Raw genomic sequence first — 17,132 nt, forward strand, 5'->3', positions numbered from 1 at the left:
GCCGGAACGGTCGCCTCCATGGAAGACAGCGGCCTGCACGGCCGAGAGCGGTAAGTAAGGAGCGTTCGACATGCCCATCGCTTCCCCTGAGGCTTACGCGGAGATGCTGGACCGGGCCAAGGCCGGCCGGTACGCGTACCCCGCGATCAACGTGACCTCCTCGCAGACGCTGAACGCGGCGCTCAAGGGCTTCGCCGACGCGGAGAGCGACGGCATCATCCAGGTCTCCACCGGCGGCGCGGAGTACCTGTCCGGCCCGTCCGTGAAGGACATGGTGACCGGCGCGGTGGCGTTCGCCGCGTACGCGCACGAGGTCGCCAAGAAGTACCCGGTGAACATCGCGCTGCACACCGACCACTGTCCGAAGGACAAGCTGGACAAGTTCGTCCGGCCGCTGATGGCCATCTCCCAGGAGCGCGTCAAGTCCGGCCAGGAGCCGCTGTTCCAGTCGCACATGTGGGACGGCTCGGCCGTGCCGGTGGCGGAGAACCTGGAGATCGCCGAGCAGCTGCTCGCCGAGGCCGCCAAGGGCAAGATCGTCCTGGAGATCGAGGTCGGCGTCGTCGGCGGCGAGGAGGACGGCGTCGAGAACGCCATCAACGACAAGCTCTACACCACGGTCGAGGACGGCCTGGCCATGGTCGACGCGCTCGGCCTGGGCGAGAAGGGCCGCTACATGGCGGCGCTGACCTTCGGCAACGTGCACGGCGTCTACAAGCCGGGCAACGTCAAGCTGCGCCCCGAGGTGCTCAAGCAGATCCAGGACGCGGTCGGCGCCAAGTACGGCAAGGACAAGCCGCTCAGCCTGGTCTTCCACGGCGGCTCCGGCTCGCTGCTGTCGGAGATCCGGGAGGCGCTGGACTACGGCGTGGTGAAGATGAACATCGACACCGACACCCAGTACACCTTCACCCGCCCGGTCGCGGACCACATGCTCCGCAACTACGACGGCGTGCTGAAGGTCGACGGCGAGGTCGGCAACAAGAAGCTGTACGACCCGCGCGTCTGGGGCAAGGCCGCCGAGGCCGGCATGGCCGCCCGTGTGGTCGAGGCCTGCGAGCACCTGCGCTCCACCGGCACCACCATGAAGTGACACCCCTGATGTAAGGAAGGGCCCCTTGTTAACCGCTGTGGTTAACAAGGGGCCCTTCCTCTACCGGAGGCGTTAAAAGGGGGCCCTTCCTTTCACCGCACCAGGAGGGTGACTGCCTCGCGGGCGTCGTCGGTCAGGTGGATCGTGTGCGACAGGTCGCCGAACGGGGACGCGGCGAACAGCGGCCGCAGCAGCGACTCCACCGGCAACTCCGTGGTCCAGTACGTGCGGTCCAGGAAGACGTACGCCCCGCTCGCCCCGTCTGTGCCGTAGAACGTCTTCGTGGCCGCCTGGAACACCTCCTGCACGGTGCCGGCCCGGCCGGGCGCGAACACGATGCCGCCCCGGGCCAGCCGCAGGATCGTGTCCTCCCGGATGGCGTTGGAGAAGTACTTGGCGATCCGGCCCGCGAACAGGTTCGCCGGCTCGTGGCCGTACAGCCAGGTGGGGATGGCCAGCCCGCCGGAACGGGCCCACTCGGTGCCGGGCGCCGACGGGCGGGGCGAGGGCAGCGACGGGCCGTCCGCGTACCGCTTGCGCACCGCCAGCGCCGCCGCCGTGTACCGCTCGTGGTCGGTGAAGTCCGGCGCGACGGCGAGCGTGTCGATCGCGGCGGACAGCTCCTCGGCCGGCCAGGCCGCGAGGAACGCGCCGAGGTTCGCCGCCTCCATCACGCCGGGACCGCCGCCGGTCACCACTAGGCGGTCGGCCCGCGCCAGCTCCCAGCCCAGCACCGCCGCCATCCGGTACGCGGCGCTGCCGCGCTCTACCGCGTGCCCGCCCATCACACCCACCACCGACTGCGGCCCGTGCGCGGCCAGCCACGACCGGGTGGCGTCGGCGAGCGCGTTGTCCACGCCGTGGTCGTGCAGCCGCTGACCGAGCGCCTCGCGTACGTCCGGCAGCGCGCCGCCGTGCGCCCGGAAGTGCGCGTACACCCGGGTGTCGTACATCCCGGCGAACCCGCCCTCGGCGAACCCGGCGGCCAGCTCGTCGGCGGTGTAGAGGTGCGACGGCTGGGTCGGGTAGGGCAGCCCGGAGAAGGGCGGGACCACGTTGGCGCCCCGCCGGACCAGGTCCGCGCCCACCTCGCGGCCGGCGAAGCGGCAGCCCACGAAGAGCGTGCCGGTGACGTCGACGTCGCGCAGGTCGGGAACCGGGTCGAGGTCGAGGCGGAGGCCCTGCACGGTCAGCCCGGCCAGGGTCCCTCCGGCCAGCCGCTGCTCGAACGCGGTGCGGGTCTCGATCTCGTTGACGTGGGGGGCGTGCGGCTCGATGACGTCCGCGGGTGGTGGGGTCGGCACCCCGTCATCCTGCCCCCGCACGGCAAGGGCCGAAACTGGGGCGGGAACGACAGGAGCCCGGCGGGCACGCCGCCGGGCTCCTGCGTAACCGGGTCCTGGGGAGGCTCCGGATCTGTATTTGTAGTGCAAGAACCACGCCGGCGGCATGGGCCGCGGGTACGTGCGCTCCCGCCGCAGGCGTGACGAAACCCTCAGCCGTTCAGCCAACCGTACGGGCGAGGCCCCTCGCGTACCCGAGGGCGAAGCGGGTTGAATGGGGCGATGCAGAACCTGTTGCCTGAGCCACCGGCCACCCTGCTCCCGACCCACGAGGAGGCCGACGCCGCGCTGGCGGCGGCGGCCGAGCAGGGCACCGACGAGGCGTACGCCGAGGTCGCGGCCCGCTTCCCGACCTACAGCGCGGCCTGGGGGGCGCTGGCCGGCCGCTCGCTCGCCGCGGGTCAGGTCGTGACGGCGTACGCGTACGCCCGCACCGGCTACCACCGGGGCCTGGACCAGCTGCGCCGCAGCGGCTGGAAGGGCCACGGCCCGGTGCCCTGGTCGCACGCGCCCAACCAGGGCTTCCTGCGCTGCCTCTACGTGCTGTCCCGCGCCGCGGGGGAGATCGGTGAGGCGGACGAGGCGGCCCGCTGCGCCCAGTTCCTCCGCGACTGCGACCCGGCCGCCGGGGACGCGCTGTCCGGCGACTGACCCGCCCCGCGACGGCCGGCATCTTGCGGCCGGCCGTCGCGTCCGTCCCTACAGCCCTTCCGCCACCGACGCGGCGATCTTCAGCCAGGCGTCGCGGGTGGCGGAGGAGAGCTGCCCGTACCGCAGCGGCTCGCCGGTGTCGATGAGCCGCTCGTACGGCGCCAGCAGCACCGCCCGGGTCCGGGCCGCGAAGTGGGCCTGGATGGCCGGCAGGTCGATCTCCTTGCGGGACGGCGGCATCGACACCACTGTCACGGCCTGCCGGACCAGCCGCTGCCGGCCGCTCTGCTCCAGGTGGTCGAGCATCCGGGCGGCGGTCTCGGCCGAGTCGTTGCGGGCCGACATGGTCACCACGAGCTGGTCGGTGGCGTCCATCGCGGCCTGCCAGTTCTGCGCCCGGACGTTGTTCCCGGTGTCCACGAAGATCAGCTTGTAGAACCGGCTGACCACCTCGCGGATCTCCGCGAACGCGGCAGCGGTGAGCATCTCGCCGCCGGTCGCCGACTCGTCCGAGGCGAGCACGTCGAACATGCCCTCGCCCTGCGAGCGGACGTACTGCGACAGGTCGCCGACCCGGCCGTGCGGCCCCTGGAACTGGGCCAGGTCACGCAGCATGTCGCGCACCGTACGGGCGTGGAAGTCCTGCTGCGCCCGCATGCCGAGGGTGCCCTGGGTCTCGTTGTTGTCCCAGGCCAGCACGTATCCGCCGCGCTTCTGGCCGAACGTCATGGCGAGCAGCAGGATGGCCACCGTCTTGCCGGCGCCGCCCTTCGGGTTGACCACTGTCACCTGGCGCAGCCCGCCGAAGTTGCGGCGGACCATCTCGATGTCGCGCTTCACCTCCTGCTCGTGCCGCCCGGGCGCGAGCCGGACCAGCCCGATCTTGTTGACCACCGCGCGTACGCCCATGGTTGCCACCGGGTCGACCGGGCGGACGTGGCGGCGGCGGGCGAAGTCCTCGGCGGTCGGTGGCACCGCCTGCTGCGGCGTCCAGCTTTGCTCCGGGTACGCCGGCGGGGGCGCGGCCGGACCGGACACCGGCGGGGCGGTCGCCTGCGGTGGCACCGGGGCGCCCGGCTGCGGCGCGCCTGCCTGCGGTGGGCCGGCCTGCGGCGTCCAGCCGGGCGGCGGGTACCAGCCGGGCTGGCCGGGTTGCGGCTGGTACCCGGCCTGGGGGTAGCCGTTGCCGTAAGGCGAGGGCGGCGCCGGCACGCCCGGCGACGGTGGGAACGGCCCGAGGCGCGGCGGTTCCGGCGCGGGCTCACCCGACAGTGGCGTGTCCGGCCCGTGCGACGAGGCCCCGGTGACCGACGCCCGGCCGGAGGCCGGGGCGGTGTCGGGCGGCGGGAGCGGTGTTCCGGTGACCGAGGCCCGGCCGGAGACGGTGCCGTCGGCCCGCACGACCCTCGGCGCGTCGGTGCCGGGCGTGGCGCCGTCAGCGGGAGCGGGGTCCGGCGCGGAGTCGGCGGTGGCTCGCTGCGGCGGCTGGGCCCACGGCGACGCCGCCCGGCCGTTCCCGCCGCCCTCGCCGTCCGGGTCGGCCGTTTCCGGCGTGGCGGCCGAGTGCGCCGTTGTCCGCGTGTCGTTCGGGTCGGCTGTTGTCCGCATGTCAGCCGGGTTGACCGACGTCCGCGTGGCGGCCGCGCCGGGATCGGGCGCGGCCTGCGATGTGGGATACGCGGCGGCCGTGACCGGTGAGCCGGGTGACGCTGGCCCCGGCTGGGCCGGCGCCGGGCCGGAAGGCGGCTGGTCGAGCGTGAACGGCAGGTCCAGGTCGACCGCGGGCGCCGGTGGCCCCGGGACGTCCGCCGCCGACGGCGTGGCAGCGTCGGCCGGTGGGAGCGGCCAGGGTACGGCCGCCCAGGGCGGGGCGGTGACCGCCGCACCGTCGGTCTCCTCCGGCGGCCAGAGCGGCTCGACGTCCCGCTCCGGCACCTGCCCTCGACCCGGCACGTGGGCCCGGTCGTCGTTGTCGTGCACCACGGTTCCTCCCCATTCCTTCCGCCGAGGATAGGCGGTACGGCCAGCGGCGCGAGCCGGGCGGGGATCGACCGAGGTCAGCCCGTCCAGACCGCCCAGGCCCCCGGCTCGGTCCACCAGGAGCGTTTGCGGGTCAGCTCGCCCTCGACGCCGTCGTCGAGGAAGGGCACCTTCTCGTCGCGGGGCACCACCGCCACCGCACGTCCCCGCGCCCGGCGTACCTCCAGCCGGACCTTCTTCCGGCCCAACGCCGACCGGGTCACCACTGGTACGGCGACCCCGACCGTCACCCGGCCGTCGGCCGGGTCCGGACCGGCCAGCAGGTCCACCTCGCCGAGGCGCGCGTACCCGCCCGCGTTGCCGATCGCGCAGGCGGTGATCGGCTCGGAGCCGTCGCTGAGCACCGTGCCGTCGACCTCGACCCGGGCCCGCCAGTGCAGCGGTCGGCCGGCGTCGTCGGCGGCGCCGAGCAGCGCGCCGTCCAGCGTCACCGAGCCGCCGTCGTTGCGCAGCAGGTCCAGCCGCCGGGGGGTGCCGTCCAGCACCGCCGCGGCCACCCCGGCCGGGTCCCGGGGCAGCCCGAGCTGCGCGGCCAGGTCGCGCGCCGTCCCGGACCGGGCCGGATCGAGCGGGAGTACGCCGACCGGGGGCAGGTCGGGCACCGTCCGGTTCTCGGCCAGGTCCGCGGGGCGGCGGCTCGGCGGCGGAGCGTACCTGCGCACCAGCCGGCGCAGGACGGCGCGCAACTGACCGTCACTCGCAGTGGCGACGATCAGCCGGGTCTTGCCGTCGGGGTCCGGCCAGGTGAGGCCGTCGGCGCGCGGCGGGCCGTCGAGCCGGGCCAGCACCTCGTCGATCTCGGCGTCCGACCGGGCGGTCACCGTGCTCACCCGGGCGCCCCGGGCGGTCAGCTCGTCCGCGCAGGCCAGTACCGGTACGCGCGGCGTCTCGCAGCGCTCCTCGCCGGTCTCGGCGGCGGTGTCGTCCGCGCCGCCGCAGCAGGCGCCGCCGTTGCCGCAGCCACCACCGGGAGCGTCCCGCTCCGAGCCGAGGGTGAGCAGCACCACGTCGTACACGAAGGAGCCTCCTGCTTCTCGACCAACCCCTGCTGGTCCCGCCGTCACTACTTGTTAGCCTGACACCCCGGGCTCGCAGACCGGTCGCCACCTGGCACCCGAGCCTTCTGGAGGCGGAAAAGATGCCAGCGATCGTGCTGCTCGGCGCCCAGTGGGGCGACGAGGGCAAGGGCAAGGTTACCGACCTGCTCGGTGAGCGGGTCGACTACGTCGTGCGCTACTCCGGCGGCAACAACGCAGGCCACACGGTGATCACGCCGGACGGCCAGAAGTACGCGCTGCACCTCATGCCGTCCGGTGCGCTGTCACCGAGCGCGATGATCGTGATCGGCAACGGCGTGGTGGTCGACCCGAAGGTGCTGCTGCAGGAGATCGACGGGCTCGCCGAGCGCGGCGTGGACGTGTCCCGCCTGCGCATCTCCGGTGACGCGCACCTGATCATGCCGCACCACCGGGCGCTGGACCGGGTGGTCGAGCGCTACCTCGGCAGCTCCCGCATCGGCACCACCGGCCGGGGCATCGGCCCCGCGTACGGCGACAAGGTCGCCCGGATGGGCATCCGCCTGCAGGACCTGCTCGACCCGGGCATCCTGCGCAAGAAGCTGGAGCTGGCGCTCCGCGAGAAGAACCAGCTGCTGTTCAAGATCTACAACCGCAAGGCGATCGACGTCGAGGAGACAGTCGAGGAGTACCTCCAGTACGCCGAGCGGCTGCGCCCGTACATCGCCGAGACCCGGGTGATGCTCTGGGACGCGCTCGACCGCGGCGAGACCGTGCTGCTCGAGGGCGCCCAGGCCACCATGCTCGACATGGACCACGGCACCTACCCGTTCGTCACCTCGTCGAACCCGACGGCCGGCGGGGCGTGCGTGGGCGCGGGCATCCCGCCGACCGCGATCACCAAGGTCATCGCGGTGAGCAAGGCGTACACGACGCGGGTGGGCTCCGGCCCGTTCCCCACGGAGCTGTTCGACGACAACGGGCAGCACCTGCGCAAGATCGGCCACGAGTACGGCACCACCACCGGCCGGGAGCGCCGCTGCGGCTGGTTCGACGCCGTGGTGGCCCGGTACGCGTGCCGCCTCAACGGGGTCACCGACCTCGTGGTCACCAAGCTGGACGTGCTGACCGGCCTGGCCAAGGTGCCGATCTGCGTCGGGTACGAGATCAACGGCGAGCGGTTCGACGACATGCCGATGACGCAGACCGACTTCCACCACGCCACGCCGATCTACGAAGAGCACGACGGCTGGTGGGAGGACATCACCAAGGCGCGGACCGAGGACGAGCTCCCCGAGAACGCGAGGCGCTACATCGCCCGCATCGAGGAGCTGACCGGCACCCGCGTGAGCGTGGTAGGTGTGGGCCCGGGCCGAGAGGAAAACGTCCTCCGCCACCCCCTCCTCCCCTAACCCCTCCCCGGGCCCTCGGCCCTCCCGGTCCTCGGGCCCTCCGGGCCCCACACCGGTGATCAAGGAGTTTGTGTCCAGTCCGGCGTCGGATCCGGACACAAACTCCTTGATCACCGGGGCGGGTGGGCACGGGGTGGAGGCGGGACGGGCTGCAGGAGGGCGGTTGTCCACAGGGTTGTCCACAGGGGTGTCGGCTGTGGGGTGGCGCGGGGGAGCCTGCGCGTGTGGGTGGATTCGACGAGCTGACGCGGCTGGCCGCCGGGCAGGGCGGGTTTGTCACCGCTGGGCAGGCGTTGCGCCTGGGCCTCGGCCGGGAGCAGATCCGGTACCTCGTCCGGGCCGGACGATGGACGCGCGTCTCGCGCGGCTGCTACCTCCCGTCCGCAGGGTCGACGGCGGTGGTGCTGCGGCGTGTCCGCATCCGCGCCGCGATCGCGAGCCTGGGGCAGGGCGCGGTCGCCGTACTCGACACCGCCGCCGAACTGCACGGCATCAGCGGCCTTGCGCCGACGGCGGCGATCCACGTCTCGGTGCCACCCGGTCGGCCGCACGTGCAGCGCCGGGCGGAGCCGGGACTGACGGTGCACCAGTTGACGCTCGCCGACGCGGACGTGTGCCGGGCCAGCGGCGTACCGGTCACCACACCGGCGCGGACCGTTGCCGACGTGTTGCTGCGGGCTCGGCGCTACCCGGCGGTGTGCGTTCTCGACTCCGCGCTCAACCAGGGGATCCTGGCCGAGGACGACCTGTACCTGGTGCTGGCGCATCTCGCGGGACGCCGAGGGGCGGTCGCCGCGCGGGGGTACCTGGCCGAGGCGGACGGCCGGGCGCAGTCGCCCCTGGAGACGCGCGCCCGGCTCCGGTGTGTCGACGGCGGCGTCCCGCCGGACGCCCTCCAACTGCCGGTCCGGGACGAGGACGGTTACCTGCTCGGCATCGGGGACCTGGCCTGGCGGGGCGCACGCCTGATCGCCGAGGCGGACGGCCGGGCCCCGCACCTGACCCCCGAGGCGGTCTACGCCGACCGCTTCCGGCAGAACCGCCTGGTCAACGCCGGCTGGCGAATCCTCCGCTTCACCTGGTCCGACACCCTGCGCCCCGACTACATCCCCCAGACGGTCAGACGCGCCCTGCGCCAGAGCCGCCAGCGCGGTTGATCAAGGAGTTTGCGGACTCCCGCCCCCGAATCTGGGACGCAAACTCCTTGATCAACGGGGTGGGGTGGGGTGGTCAGTAGGATGCGGGGTCGTGCGCGTACTTCTTGTGGGTGGTGGTGGGCGGGAGCACGCTCTCGCGCTCGGACTCGCCGGGGATCCGGCTGTCGAGGCGCTCGTCGCGGCTCCGGGGAATCCGGGGATCGCGGCCGTGGCGCAGCTGCGGGAGGTGACACCCACCGACCCGGCCGCCGTGGCGGCCCTCGCCGTCGAGGTCGCGGCGGACCTGGTGGTCATCGGGCCGGAGGCGCCGCTGGTGGCGGGCGTCGCCGACGCGGTACGTGCCAAGGGCATCGCGGTGTTCGGCCCGAGCGCGGAGGCGGCCCGGCTGGAGGGCTCGAAGACGTTCGCGAAGGACGTGATGACCGCCGCCGGCGTGCCGACCGCCCGCGCGTACACCTGTGACGACGCGGCGGCCGTGGCGCGGGCGCTGGACGAGTTCGGCGCGCCGTACGTGGTGAAGGACGATGGGCTCGCCGCCGGCAAGGGCGTGGTGGTGACCGACGACCGGGCCGCCGCCGAGCGGCACGCCGCGGAGTGCGGCCGGGTGGTGATCGAGGAGTACCTGTCCGGCCCCGAGGTCTCCCTGTTCGTGGTCACCGACGGCGAGGCGGCGGTGCCGCTGCTGCCCGCGCAGGACTTCAAGCGCGTCGGCGACGGTGACACCGGCCCGAACACGGGCGGGATGGGCGCGTACGCGCCGCTGCCGTGGGCCCCGCCGAACCTGGTGGACGACGTGATGCGCGACGTGGTGCACCCGACGCTCGCCGAGCTGCGCCGCCGGGGCACCCCGTTCGCCGGCCTGCTCTACGTGGGACTGGCGATCACCCCGTCCGGTCCGCGCGTGATCGAGTTCAACGCGCGCTTCGGCGATCCGGAGACCCAGGTGGTGCTCGCCCTGCTGGAGACGCCGCTGGGCGGGCTGCTGCACGCCGCAGCCACCGGCACGCTGGGCGCGCACCCGCCGCTGCGCTGGCGCGACGGTGCGGCGGTCACCGTCGTGGTGGCGGCCGAGGGCTACCCGGCGGGCCCGCGTACCGGTGACGTGATCACCGGCGTGGACCGCGCCGGGATCATCCACGCCGGGACCCGCCGCGACGCCGACGGCACGTTGCGGTCCGCTGGGGGCCGGGTCCTCTGCGGTACGGCGACCGGCCCGGACCTGGCCGCCGCGCGCGACGCCGCCTACGAGTTGGTACGCGAGGTCGAGCTGGCCGGTTCCCACCACCGCACCGACATCGCGGCGGCGGCGGTGGACGGCCGGATCACGCTTCCCGGCTGACGGGCGGCGCCCCGCGGCGGGACCGGCTCGCGGGGCGCCGCCCGTCAGTCGAAGTAGCGGCGCAACTCCCGGCTCAGCACCTTGCCGGTGGCGTTGCGCGGCAGGTACTTGACGAACACCACGTCCCGGGGCACGGAGAAGCGGGCCAGGTAGCGCCGGACGTACTCGCGGACCGCCTCCGGGTCGAGCGTCTCGCCCGGCCGCAGCGCCAGGAACGCGGCCAGCCGCTGGCCGTAGTCGGGGTCCGGTACGCCGATCACCGCGACCTCGCGGACCTGCGGCAGCCGGGCGATCAGGTCCTCCACCTCGGACGGGAACACGTTCTCGCCGCCGGAGACGATCATGTCGTCCGCCCGGCCGTCCACGAAGAGCAGGCCGTCGGCGTCGAGCCGGCCGAGGTCGCCGGTGTCCAGCAGGCCGTCGCGGCGCTCCCGCCCCGCGCCCGAGGTGTAGCCCTCGAAGAGCATCTCGTTGCCCACGAAGATCCGCCCGACCTCGCCGTCCCGGACGGGACGGCCGTTCTCGTCCAGGATCGCCAGCCGGGTGCCGTGCGGCGGCCGGCCCGCCGTGGTGGGCGCGGCGCGCAGTTCGCGCGGGCCGGCGATGGAGGCCCAGGAGACCTCGGTCGAGCCGTAGAGGTTGTACAGCACGTCGCCGTAGCGGTCCATGAAGGCGATGGCCAGGTTGCCGGGCAGGGCGGATCCGCTGACCGCGACCACCTTGAGCGGGGGCCGGGGCTGCGGCGGCTCGACCTCCATGAGTCGTTGCAGCATCACCGGTACGGCGAACATCGCGTCGCACCGCTGGGCGACGAGCGCGGTCAGCGTGGCGGCGGGGTCGAAGCGGCGGTGCAGCACGACTGTGGCGCGCAGCGCGAACGAGACCTGGAGGGCGGCGTACCCCCAGGTGTGGAAGATCGGCGCGGCGATCATGGTGGTGTTCCGCGTGTGCAGCGGGATGCGGTCGATGATGGACACCAGCGGGCCGAAGCCGTGCGGGGTGGGGCGGCGGGCGCCCTTGGGCGCGCCGGTGGTGCCGGAGGTCAGCACTATGGTGCGGCCGTCCCGCTCGGGCGGCTGGAGCTGTTCGCCGGGGACCGCGGCGGCGATCAGCTCCTCGTGCCGCCGCTCGTCGACCCGGTGCACCTCGCCGGGGAGGCCGAGGACGCGCTCGGTGAACTCGCCGTCGTGGACCAGGACGCGCAGGCCCTGTTCCTCGGCCACGGTGCCCAGCTGTGCCGCGGACAGGCCGGTGTTGACCAGGACGGCGTCCGCGCCGAGCAGCATCGCGGCGACTATCGCCTCGATCAGGCCGTGGTGGTTGCGGCAGAGCACGCCGACCCGGTCGCCGGCCTGTACGCCGAGGTGGGACCGGAGTGACCGGGCCAGCCGCTCGGAGCGCTCCAGCAGTTCCTGGTACGTCATGGTGGCGCCGCGCTCGTCGACCACAGCGACGCGGCCGGGGTCGCGGGCGGCTGCCTGACGCAGCTCCCCGGCGAGGCTCCAGCCCCACCGGCGCAGCGCGTTCAGCTGCGAGACGACCCGGATCGGGCGGCCCGGGGTGAGCAGTCCACGGCGGGTCAGCGTGGCGGCGATGAACGGCAGGTCCAAGGCGCAACTCCTTCGCGTTCGTGGTTCGTCGACCAGGCTCCGGACGGGTCAGCCGTCCGGTTTTGCGTGATCTTGCGCCCGATCGCGGGTCGGGCCGGCCAGGCGGGGGCGCCCGGCCCGCGACGGCACTTCCTGTCGTCACGGGCCGGGCGGCGGCCGCCGGCGGTCAGCGGATCTGCATCCCGGAGATGGCCCGGGAGATGACCAGCCGCTGGATCTCGGAGGTGCCCTCGAAGATGGTGTAGATCTTGGCGTCGCGGTACCACCGCTCGACCGGGTGGTCGCGCAGGAAACCCGCGCCGCCGAGGAGCTGGACCGCCTTGTCGGTCACCGAGACGGCCACCTCACCGGCCTTGAGCTTGGACATCGAGCCCTCACCGGCGGTGAACGGCCGGTTGTTGCGGCCCATCCAGGAGGCGCGCCAGACCAGGAGCCGGGCCGCGTCGATCTCCATCTTCATGTCGGCGAGCGCGAACGCGACCGCCTGGTTGGCGATGATCGGCCGTCCGAACTGGACCCGCTCCTTGGCGTAGTCCAGGGCGTACTCGTAGGCGGCGCGGGCCACGCCGAGCGCCTGCGCGCCGACTGTCGGACGGGACAGTTCGAACGTCCGCATCGCCGCCTGGCCGGAGGCGCGCTGCCCGGACCGGGCGCGGGCCAGGCGCTCGTCGAGCGCGTCCTTGCCGCCGAGCAGGCAGCGGCCCGGCACCCGGACGTCGTCGAGGAAGACGTCCGCGGTGTGCGAGGCGCGCAGCCCGAGCTTGCGCAGCTTGCGGGTGGCGGTCAGACCGGAGGTGCCCGGGGGTACGACGAACGCGGCCTGCCCGCGCGAGCCCAGCTCGGGGTCGATCGAGGCGGTGACCACGTGCACTCCGGCGATGCCGCCGTTCGTGGCGTACGCCTTCTGCCCGTTGAGCACCCACTCGTCGGCGGCCTCGTCGTAGACGGCGCGGGTACGCATCGACCCGACGTCGGAGCCGGCTTCCGGCTCGCTCGTGCAGAACGCGGCGACGGCTGGCTGGTCGACGTCGCCGAAGCACTGCGGCACCCATTCGACGAGCTGGTCGGGGGTGCCGGCGCCGTAGATCGCGGCGACCGCGAGCGAGGTGCCGAAGATGCTCAGGCCGATGCCGGCGTCACCCCAGAAGAATTCTTCGCTGGCGATCGGCAGGGAGAGGCCGGTGGGGTCGGCCCAGCAGGTGGCGAGGAACTCGAAGCCGTACAGGCCGACCTTCGCCGCTTCCTGGATGATCGGCCACGGGGTCTCCTCCCGGGCGTCCCACTCGGCCGCGGCCGGGCGCACGACCTCGGCTGCGAAGCCGTGCACCCAGTCGCGTAGATCCCGCTGTTCCTCGTTCAGGTCGAGCGAGAACTCGGCCATGTCAGCTCTTGGGGATGTCGAACAGGTTGGCGATGTTGGCGGCCAGGCCCAGGTCGCCCTTGGCCTTCAGCTTGCCGGTCATGAACATCATCACCGGGTTGGCGCCACCGGAGACGATCTTCAGGAACTCGACCGGGCCCATGGTGAGGCTCAGCTTCGGGTCGCGGGTCGGGGTCTCCGAGGCGGTGCAGGTGCCGTTCTCGATGACGATCTCGTACGTGTCGGTGCCACCGTCCGGGCGGCCGGTGATGTTCCAGTGGATGACCGCGTTGGTGGCACCGGCGCGGTCGGCGCGGAACAGCGCGGGCATCCGGTTGAAGACCTCGCTGAGGATCTTGCCGCGCGCCTCACCGGACATGATCTCGGCGAGCTTGGCGTCCGGCGTGGACTTGACCAGCTGCGCGAACTCCTTGGGGCCGACGTTCGCGAAGTTGGCCGGGTCGAAGTCAGTCATAAGGGATTGCACCTCTCGGGCGGGTCCGACTTAGTTACTCTGGCGTAACCTTACGCACGGGTAGGTATGCTCGCAAGAGTGTCCAGCACGCCGACCTTCAAGCGCCTTCCCCGCGCCGTACGCGAGCAGCAGATGCTCGACGCGGCGGTGAAGGTGTTCTCCCGCCGCGGCTTCCACGCCGCCAGCATGGACGAGATCGCCGACGACGCCGGCATCTCCAAACCGATGGTCTACGCCTACCTCGGCACCAAGGAAGAGCTCTTCGTCGCCTGCCTGCACCGGGAGAGCACCCGGATGATGGAGGCCATCGCCGGGGCCGCCGCCCCCGACCTGCCCGCCGACGAGCGGCTCTGGCGCGGACTGCGCGCGTTCTTCGGCTTCGTCGGCGCGCACCGGGACGGCTGGGCCGTGCTCTACCGGCAGGCCCGCGGCTCGCAGCCGTTCGCCACCGAACTCGCCGCCATGCGGGGACGGCTGGTCGAGGTGGTCGCCGGGATGCTCGACCACGCGCTGCACGCCGCCGGACGGGAGGTCGGCGCCACCGACCTGGAGGTGGTCGCGTACGCGCTCGTCGGCGCCTCCGAGTCGCTCGCCGACTGGCTGGCCGACCACCCGGAGGCCGACGCGGGCAAGACCGCGACCCGGATGATGAACGTGGCCTGGCTCGGTGCCGACCAACTGTTGCGCGGCACCACCTGGCACCCGGGCGCTGTGTAAGGAAGGGCCCCTTCTTAACGCCTCCGGTAGAGGAAGGGTCCCTTGTTAACAGTCGCGCCGAGCGGCCGCCCGGGCGTGTGCCCTGCGCCGACCCCACCGGACGGCCTCGAACAGGCCGGTGACCGCGAGCGAGATGGCGACCCCGGCGAGGAGCCCGGAGACGGGGTTGTGCTCGAACGCCAGGCCGCCGAAGTAGCCGAGCAGCGCGCAGTAGATTCCCCAGGTCGCGCAGGCCAGCGAGTCGTAGAGCAGGAACATCCGCGCCGGGTAGCGGACCGCGCCCATGGTCAGCGTGACGGCGGTCCGGCCGCCGGGGACGTACCGGGCGGTGGTCAGGATCATCCCGCCGCGCCTGTCGACGGCCCGGCGGGCCCACTCGGAGCTGGCCCGCCGCCGGCTGTCCGCGGGGAGCCGGGCGAGCCGGTGCGCGCCGCCGCCGCGCCCGATCGCGTACGAGATGTGATCGCCGACGAGCGCGCCGAACGCGGCGGTCACGATCACCAGCACCAGGTTCGGCTCCCCGCCCGCCGCGAAGACCCCGGCCGTGATCACCACCGTCTCGCCGGGCACCGCCGGGAAGAACGCGTCGATCGCGGTGACCGCGATGATCACCAGATACACCCACGGTGAGGTCACCGTGTGGTGCAGCAGGTCGAGCACGTCCCCCATGCACCCATGCTCGGGGGTGCGGTGTTAAGCAGGGGCCCTTCCCATACAAAAGGCGTTAACAAGGGGCCCTTCCTTCTCCTCGGCCGTGGGCCCGCGCGACGTGAGCACCACCGGCGCGCCCAGCGCCTCCGAGACCGCCGCCGGCCAGTCGCCCGGCGCCTCCTCCAGCACCGGCCGAGCCCGCAGCAGCCGCTGCGTGAGCGTCGCCTGCCGGTCCAGGTCACCGGCCGGCCCGGGGACGAGCCGGTCCAGCCCTTCGTACCGGCGGCAGATCCGCAGCTCCGGGCCGGCCAGGTCGAGGTGGGTCAGCGCCAACCCGTCCACCCCGCCTGCCACCTCCAGCGCGTACCGGTGGGCGACCGCGTCGAAGTGCCCGAACCGGAACCGGCCCTGCCAGGGGTTCGTCCCGTTGTGCCGGTCGGTGAACGGCAGCGCCGCGTCCTCGGTGACCAGCGGCCCGGGGCCGTGCCGGGTGGTGGTCGTCCGCAGCACGCCGAGCCGCTGCGCGGTCCCGGCCAGGCCCGCCTCGGCGAGCAGCGTCTCGGCGTTGGCGAACGTCGTGGTGCTCCACGTCGTGTACGGGTGGAAGCCGTGCCACTCGTCCAGCAGCACCCCCTGCGCGCCCTCGAACACGCAGGTGCCCTCGCGCAACGCAGATGCCAGCCAGGTCCGGTCGACGATCGCCACCCGGCGCGCGAAGGCCGCGTACGCGGGCAGGCAGTCCTCCACCGGCGGCGCGTCCAGTGGCCCCAGCTCGGCGGTGAGCCGGTCGCGCAGCGCGGCCAGCCGGCGGCGCAGCACCGCCGGGCGGCGGCAGTCCACCACCCGGGGCGCCTCGTCGGGGTGGGCGAGACCGTACGCGACGGCCTCGCCCACCCCGAGCCCGCAGGAGCCGTGCCGGTCGGCTCCCCGGGCGATCTCCCGGGCGCGGTTGGCGGCCCGGTGGTACGGGGTGGCGAGCAGCGCCTCCCCGTCCACTGTCAGCCGGTCGAGCGCGTCGGGCACGCCGACCGACGTGAGGTGGTCGGCCTCGGCGGCCAGCGCCAGCGGGTCCACCACGACGTGCCGCGCCAGGTGTGTCCGTACGCCCGGACGGAACGTCCCGGAGCCGAACTGCGCGAACGTGTGGTGCCGCCCGTCGCGCAGCACGACGTTGTGCGCCGCCTGCGCGCCCCCGTTGAAGCGGATGACCGTGTGCACCTGCCGGGTGGCGCAGAGCAGGTCCACCACTGTGCCCTTGCCGGCGTCGCCGTAGCCGAGGTCGACCACCATCACGTGGTTCACAGCCGGGTGACCCCGCTTGCGCCGTCGGCCGGGCTGAACGGCAGCGTCGCCACCGCGCGTCGCTCCGAGCCGAGCCGGGCCAGCGCCTTCGAGACGGTCCGGGTGGCGGTGGAGCCGGCCCGGTCCAGGTCGCGCAGTCCGGCGTCCAGGTCGATGGCCTGCTCGCCGAGGCCGACGGTGAGCGCGATCGTCTCGCAGACCGCGTCCAGGTCGTCCAGCTCGACAGCGTTCTGCCCGAGCAGGCCGCGCCAGAAGTCCAGCACCTTGCGGTTGCCCGCGTAGTGGCTGCCGGCCGGGAGCAGGTAGTAGGTGTCCCAGCGCGCGGTCACCTCGTCCACCATCTGCCGGACCGGCATGTCCTCGCGCAGGTCGTCGCCGATCAGCCGGGCCACCTCCGCGGCCTTGACCCCCGGGTACGCCAGTTCGTCGCCGATGATGAACAGGTAGCCGCGCCGGCCGCGCTTGTCCCAGCTGTCGGTGGCGGTGTGCCGGGCCATGAAGTAGAGCGCCAGCTCGTACGACTCCATCATCTGGCCGCCACCGCCGCCCTCCAGCACGATCCGGCCGAGGTCGTCGTCCATCCGGTTGTCGGATTCGAACTGCCCGACCTGCAACGGCACCCGGTCGCAGGTGGCGTCGCCGATCGCGCCGAACATGACCTGCGGGTCCTTCGCGTACCCCTGGCGCAGCAGCAGGCCGAGCAGCTGCGGCAGCTTGCTCTGCAGCACCCGGGGCACGTGCCCCATCGAGCCGGTGACGTCGAACAGCACGGCGATCGGCGTCGACTGCGGGTGCTCGGCCGAGTCGCGGCTCTCCCGCAGCGCGTCGCGCGGGTCGAGCGCCGAGTGCACCTTGCGGGCACCGCTGTCGCTGTACGAGAACGCGCTCTTGCCGGTGCGGCGCCGGTAGCGGTCGGCGGCGTCGTACACGTCGGTCGACCAGATTCCACTGCCCATGGCAGCCTCC

At 73.3% G+C, this 17,132-nt stretch carries 15 protein-coding genes; 6 read left to right on the top strand and 9 right to left on the bottom strand.

Annotated features, from left to right (window positions below):
* Positions 1-70 precede the first annotated feature (70 nt).
* Positions 71-1,093 carry a class II fructose-bisphosphate aldolase gene (gene fbaA / locus FHU28_RS03685; protein WP_184680859.1) on the top strand — a complete coding sequence of 341 codons (1,023 nt, stop codon included), beginning with the start codon at positions 71-73 and terminating at the stop codon, positions 1,091-1,093.
* A 92-nt stretch (positions 1,094-1,185) separates the two neighbouring features.
* Here fbaA and FHU28_RS03690 read toward each other — a convergent pair whose 3' ends face one another.
* Positions 1,186-2,397 carry an LOG family protein gene (locus FHU28_RS03690; RefSeq protein WP_184680861.1) on the bottom strand — a complete coding sequence of 404 codons (1,212 nt, stop codon included), beginning with the start codon at positions 2,395-2,397 and terminating at the stop codon, positions 1,186-1,188.
* A gap of 261 nt (positions 2,398-2,658) precedes the next feature.
* On the opposite strand from FHU28_RS03690, the gene FHU28_RS03695 reads away from it, so the two are divergent.
* Complete coding sequence (locus FHU28_RS03695; protein ID WP_184680863.1) at positions 2,659-3,087, top strand: DUF3151 domain-containing protein; 429 nt, start codon at positions 2,659-2,661, stop codon at positions 3,085-3,087.
* Positions 3,088-3,135: 48 nt separating this feature from the next.
* Here FHU28_RS03695 and FHU28_RS03700 read toward each other — a convergent pair whose 3' ends face one another.
* Positions 3,136-5,070 carry a MinD/ParA family ATP-binding protein gene (locus FHU28_RS03700; protein WP_184680865.1) on the bottom strand — a complete coding sequence of 645 codons (1,935 nt, stop codon included), beginning with the start codon at positions 5,068-5,070 and terminating at the stop codon, positions 3,136-3,138.
* Positions 5,071-5,144: 74 nt separating this feature from the next.
* Complete coding sequence (locus FHU28_RS03705; protein ID WP_184680867.1) at positions 5,145-6,143, bottom strand: diacylglycerol kinase family protein; 999 nt, start codon at positions 6,141-6,143, stop codon at positions 5,145-5,147.
* A 122-nt stretch (positions 6,144-6,265) separates the two neighbouring features.
* Here FHU28_RS03705 and FHU28_RS03710 point away from each other — a divergent pair, with 122 nt between their 5' ends.
* The 3 genes from FHU28_RS03710 (at position 6,266) to purD (ending at position 10,051) form a co-directional block, all read left to right on the top strand.
* Positions 6,266-7,555: an adenylosuccinate synthase gene (locus tag FHU28_RS03710; protein WP_184680869.1), complete on the top strand. Its 1,290-nt coding sequence runs from the start codon at positions 6,266-6,268 to the stop codon at positions 7,553-7,555.
* A 224-nt stretch (positions 7,556-7,779) separates the two neighbouring features.
* Positions 7,780-8,712: a type IV toxin-antitoxin system AbiEi family antitoxin domain-containing protein gene (locus FHU28_RS03715; protein WP_184680871.1), complete on the top strand. Its 933-nt coding sequence runs from the start codon at positions 7,780-7,782 to the stop codon at positions 8,710-8,712.
* Between the two features lie 91 nt (positions 8,713-8,803).
* Positions 8,804-10,051, top strand: coding sequence for a phosphoribosylamine--glycine ligase (gene purD / locus FHU28_RS03720; RefSeq protein WP_184680873.1), 1,248 nt, complete (start codon positions 8,804-8,806; stop codon positions 10,049-10,051).
* 44 nt (positions 10,052-10,095) lie between these two features.
* Here the strand turns inward: purD and FHU28_RS03725 are convergent, their stop codons facing one another.
* The 3 genes from FHU28_RS03725 to FHU28_RS03735 all read right to left on the bottom strand — a co-directional run bounded on the left by FHU28_RS03725 (position 10,096) and on the right by FHU28_RS03735 (position 13,496).
* Complete coding sequence (locus FHU28_RS03725) at positions 10,096-11,661, bottom strand: AMP-binding protein (protein WP_184680875.1); 1,566 nt, start codon at positions 11,659-11,661, stop codon at positions 10,096-10,098.
* 166 nt (positions 11,662-11,827) lie between these two features.
* Positions 11,828-13,042 carry an acyl-CoA dehydrogenase family protein gene (locus FHU28_RS03730; RefSeq protein WP_184680886.1) on the bottom strand — a complete coding sequence of 405 codons (1,215 nt, stop codon included), beginning with the start codon at positions 13,040-13,042 and terminating at the stop codon, positions 11,828-11,830.
* A gap of 1 nt (position 13,043) precedes the next feature.
* Complete coding sequence (locus FHU28_RS03735; RefSeq protein WP_184680889.1) at positions 13,044-13,496, bottom strand: SCP2 sterol-binding domain-containing protein; 453 nt, start codon at positions 13,494-13,496, stop codon at positions 13,044-13,046.
* 78 nt (positions 13,497-13,574) lie between these two features.
* Between FHU28_RS03735 and FHU28_RS03740 the strand changes: the two genes are divergently transcribed.
* A complete protein-coding gene (locus FHU28_RS03740; protein ID WP_184680891.1) occupies positions 13,575-14,213 on the top strand; it encodes a TetR/AcrR family transcriptional regulator in 639 nt (212 codons plus the stop codon).
* 45 nt (positions 14,214-14,258) lie between these two features.
* On the opposite strand, the gene FHU28_RS03745 is transcribed toward FHU28_RS03740, so the two are convergent.
* The 3 genes from FHU28_RS03745 to FHU28_RS03755 are packed head-to-tail and all read right to left on the bottom strand — an operon-like array spanning position 14,259 to position 17,122.
* Positions 14,259-14,882, bottom strand: a complete 624-nt coding sequence (locus FHU28_RS03745) for a DedA family protein (RefSeq protein WP_184680894.1) — start codon at positions 14,880-14,882, stop codon at positions 14,259-14,261.
* A gap of 24 nt (positions 14,883-14,906) precedes the next feature.
* Positions 14,907-16,166 (bottom strand): adenylosuccinate synthetase, encoded by a 1,260-nt coding sequence (locus tag FHU28_RS03750; RefSeq protein WP_184680896.1) that lies wholly within the window; start codon positions 16,164-16,166, stop codon positions 14,907-14,909.
* Positions 16,163-17,122, bottom strand: coding sequence for a hypothetical protein (locus FHU28_RS03755; RefSeq protein ID WP_184680898.1), 960 nt, complete (start codon positions 17,120-17,122; stop codon positions 16,163-16,165). Before FHU28_RS03755 ends, FHU28_RS03750 begins: the two co-directional genes overlap by 4 nt.
* Between the last annotated feature and the right edge of the window lie 10 nt (positions 17,123-17,132).

This window comes from Micromonospora echinospora, from assembly GCF_014203425.1.
In the GTDB taxonomy this organism is placed as follows: domain Bacteria; phylum Actinomycetota; class Actinomycetes; order Mycobacteriales; family Micromonosporaceae; genus Micromonospora; species Micromonospora echinospora_A.

What these genes read in the sequence shown, in the direction of transcription:
- fbaA (WP_184680859.1), top strand. Translation starts at nt 71, where the DNA reads ATGCCCATCGCTTCCCCTGAGGCTTACGCGGAGATGCTGGACCGGGCC.
- FHU28_RS03695 (WP_184680863.1), top strand. Translation starts at nt 2,659, where the DNA reads ATGCAGAACCTGTTGCCTGAGCCACCGGCCACCCTGCTCCCGACCCAC.
- FHU28_RS03755 (WP_184680898.1), bottom strand. Translation starts at nt 17,122, where the DNA reads ATGGGCAGTGGAATCTGGTCGACCGACGTGTACGACGCCGCCGACCGC.
- FHU28_RS03710 (WP_184680869.1), top strand. Translation starts at nt 6,266, where the DNA reads ATGCCAGCGATCGTGCTGCTCGGCGCCCAGTGGGGCGACGAGGGCAAG.
- FHU28_RS03745 (WP_184680894.1), bottom strand. Translation starts at nt 14,882, where the DNA reads ATGGGGGACGTGCTCGACCTGCTGCACCACACGGTGACCTCACCGTGG.
- FHU28_RS03735 (WP_184680889.1), bottom strand. Translation starts at nt 13,496, where the DNA reads ATGACTGACTTCGACCCGGCCAACTTCGCGAACGTCGGCCCCAAGGAG.
- FHU28_RS03730 (WP_184680886.1), bottom strand. Translation starts at nt 13,042, where the DNA reads ATGGCCGAGTTCTCGCTCGACCTGAACGAGGAACAGCGGGATCTACGC.